At 65.9% G+C, this 3,678-nt stretch carries 2 protein-coding genes; both read right to left on the bottom strand.

Features of this window, described 5'->3' with window-relative positions:
- Positions 1–1,774 (bottom strand): urea ABC transporter permease subunit UrtB (gene urtB / locus JNN06_RS12085; RefSeq protein WP_291239845.1); only part of this gene is annotated, 1,774 nt, incomplete at its 3' end.
- A 55-nt stretch (positions 1,775–1,829) separates the two neighbouring features.
- Positions 1,830–3,083: an urea ABC transporter substrate-binding protein gene (gene urtA, locus JNN06_RS12080; RefSeq protein ID WP_291239846.1), complete on the bottom strand. Its 1,254-nt coding sequence runs from the start codon at positions 3,081–3,083 to the stop codon at positions 1,830–1,832.
- Between the last annotated feature and the right edge of the window lie 595 nt (positions 3,084–3,678).

Here is a 3,678-nt window from a genome sequence, read left to right as displayed (position 1 = left end):
TCGCCGCCCCCGCCAGCGCGCCCCAGATATTGCCCACGCCGCCGACCACCACGGTCATGAAGCTTTGCACGATGTAATCGGAACCGAGTTCCGAGGTGACCTTGGCGAACAGGCCGATGGCGACGCCCGCAATGCCCGCGATGCCCGATCCGATGCCGAAGGTCAGCATGTTGATGCGGTCGGGGTCGATGCCCATGCTGGCCGCCATGGCCGGGTTCTGCGTCACCGCCCGCACCTCCAGCCCCAGCCTCGTGCGCTTCATCAGCCACAGGAAGAACATCAGGAACGCCAGCGCGAGGGCGAAAATCGCGATGCGGATATAGCTGATGGCGATCACGTCATTCACCACCAGCGCCCCGTCCAGCCAGCCCGGCGCCGTCAGCGGGCGGGCCTGGGTGCCGAAGATGTTCTTGGCGATCTGTTGCAGCGCGATGGAAATGCCGAAGGTGGCGAGCAACGTTTCCAGCGGGCGCTTATACAGGTGCCGGATCACCAGACGCTCCATCGCCACCCCGGCGGCGAAGGTGACGGCAAAGGCCAAAGGCAGCGCCACCACGATGGACACCGTGTAATTCGGGATCAGTTGCTGCACCACATAGCCGGTATAGGCGCCCATCATGATGAACTCGCCATGCGCCATGTTGATCACCCGCATCACGCCAAAGGTGATGGCAAGGCCAATGGCGGCCAGGAAATAGATCGAGGCGAGCGACAGCGCATCCAGCCCCAGATCCACCGCCGTCATGGCGCCCACCCTGGCATCAATGCCGTCCAGCGCCGCCTTGGCGGCCGCGGTGACGGCGGGGTCTTTCTCGGCATATTCATCAAAGAACACATGCCGTTGCAGCGCGGCGGCCACCTCGGCATCGGTGGCGGCAGCGGGCACGGCGCCCGCCTGTTCCAGCGCCTCATAGGCCCGGTCGCGCCCCGCTTGCGTCGCCAGATCGGCCAAGGGCACCCCCGCCACGGCACCGTCCTTCAGATGGGCCGCGAGCGCCTCTTTCTGCGCCGCCAGGGTCAGGCGCGCGGGCGCAAGGCCCGCCGCCACCAGCAATTCGTAATCCGGCTCCACCATGGCGGCGATATTCGTGCCCTCCGGCAGGGCCGTCGCCGCCTTGCGCGTGGTCGCCAGCAGCGGGTTCAGCGCTGCCCGCACATCCAGCGCGGTGTCGCTGCCAAGGCTTTCAATCGCCGCCACCCGCGCCGCGCTGTCAGTGTCGAATTGCAGCGTGAGGAAAGTGGCCAGCCGCGCCTTCTGCGCCTTCAGCGCCGGGTCGGGCTCCGTGTCGATCGAGGCGCGCAGCGGCGCCAACTGGCTGGCCGCCGGGGCGCTTGCAATCGCCTCCAGCGCGCGGGCGCGTTGCAGCGGGTCGGGGTCCGACAGCGTGAACTGCACCAGCGCCGCCCCGATCAGCTCGCGCACCCCGGCATTGGGCTTCAGCTCCAGGATCTCGGGTTTGGCCGCCGTGCCCGCCGCCGTGCCATCCGGCGCGGTCAGCGCCCAGCCATCAGCGGTTTTCTCCAGCAGGAACACCGCCCCATCCGCCTTGCGCAGCCCCAGCCGCTTGTCGGCCCAGGCGCGCAAAAGCCCTGCCGCCGCCGGATCGCCCGTGGCGACAATGGCGTCGATTACCGGGCCGATGGTCTGGCGCGAGGGTTTCTCGATCCTCGCGCGCTCGGCGCTCAGGATTTCGGGCAAGGTGGAGGGAGCGCTTTGGGCAAAGCCCGGCATGGCAAGACACAGCGCCAGCAGCAGCGACAGCAGAAGGCGGATCATCCGAACCCCTTTCAGAGAAACCGGGGGCGGCCACCGCCCCCGGCAGGTCAGATCAGTAATTCGAGGTCAGCTGCACACAGGTCTTGGTTTCCGTGTTGTACATGCCGCATTTCAGGTCTTTCCAATCCGACTCCAGCACCGCCGATTCCGGCAGGTAATCGGTCCAGGCATCGCCCGGCACAGGCTCGGTCTGGCTGATGATGTCGAACTGGCCATCGGCGCGGATCTCGCCGATCAGCACCGGCTTGGTCAGGTGGTGGTTCGGCAGCATTTCCGACACACCCCCGGTCAGGTTCGGGAATTTCTGCCCGATCATCGCCGCCGACACCGCATCTACCGCCGTGGTGCCCGCCGCCGTCACCGCATTCACCCACATGTTGAAGCCGATGTAATGCGCCTCCATCGGGTCATTGGTGACGCGCTTGTCATCCTTGATGAAGGCTTTCCAGGCCTTGATGAAGGCCTCGTTCTCGGGGCTTTCCGCCGACATGAAGTAGTTCCACGCCGCCAGATGGCCGACGAGGTTGGTGGTGTCGAGGCCCGACAGCTCTTCCTCGCCGACCGAGAAAGCCACCACCGGCAGCTTCTCGGCGGTCACACCCGCCGCTGCCAGCTCTTTGTAAAAGCCGATATTGGCATCGCCATTGATGGTGGAGATCACGCCCACCTTCTTGCCATCGGCGCCAAGCGCCACCACATCGGCCACGATCTTGGACCAGTCGCTGTGGCCGAAGGGGGTGTAGTTCACGAAGATGTCTTCCTTCGCGATGCCCTTGGACACCAGATAGCTTTCCAGAATGTTGTTCGTGGTGCGCGGATAGACGTAATCGGTGCCCAGCAGGGCGAATTTCTGCACGCCCAGCTCGTTCAGATAGTAATCCACCGCCGGAATGGCCTGCTGGTTCGGCGCCGCACCCGTGTAGAACACGTTCTTCGACGATTCCTCGCCCTCATATTGCACCGGGTAGAACAGAAGGCCGTTCAGCTCCTCGATCACCGGCAGCACCGATTTGCGGCTCACGCTCGTCCAGCAGCCGAACATCACATCGACCTTCGAGACCGTCAGCAGCTCGCGCGCCTTTTCGGCGAACAGCGGCCAGTCCGAGGCCGGATCGACCACCACCGCCTCCAGCTGCCGCCCCAGCACGCCGCCCTTGGCGTTCTGCGCCTCGATCAGCATCAGCATCGTGTCTTTCAGCGTGGTTTCCGAAATCGCCATCGTCCCCGACAGCGAATGCAGGATACCGACCTTGATCGGGCCTTCCTGCGCGAAGGCAAAGCGCGGGCTGACCATCGGGGCCGCCATGGCGGCAGCGACGGTGGCCAGAAGCGAGCGGCGCGTCAAATTCATCTGTCTTCCCCGTTTTGTCATGCCGGGGCCGCTCCGCGCCCGGCATGGCGGCGCGGCGAAAGGCAGGTCCGGCGTGTTTGTTATCCCCCGGCACGGCGGCTCATCCCGCGTGCCTTTTGTCTGTTGCGGTGATCCCCGCAGGGCAAAGGCTAGCCAAGCGCGCCAAGCCGCAGCAAGCCGGGCGCTGCGCTGCGGCAAGGGCGCCCTGCCACATCCGGGGCAAATGATTTTCTTTTGGGCAAAGCGGCGCGGATTGCCGCATTTTCGGGCGCCACAATGGCCGCGAAAGGTCGGAATCAGGTCTTGGCGCTTCGGATTTCGACCATTTAGGGGGCGCGCCTGCCCGAGGACGGGGCAATGCCGCCGCGCCCCGACCCGCGCCAGAGGGCGGCGGTCACGGCATCGGCGTTTCGGCCAGCGCGCGTCGGAACAGCTTGCGCAGCATCTGGTCCGTCATCGCGCGATCCATCACCGAAAGCCCCGCCTCGCGCCCGGCGCTCACCTGCCCCGCCGCATCGGTCCAGACCAGTTGCAGCATCGCCCCCGCTGC

It is taken from the genome of Gemmobacter sp. (assembly GCF_016792925.1).
GTDB lineage: Bacteria > Pseudomonadota > Alphaproteobacteria > Rhodobacterales > Rhodobacteraceae > Gemmobacter.
This window is presented reverse-complemented; position numbering and strand designations above follow the sequence as displayed.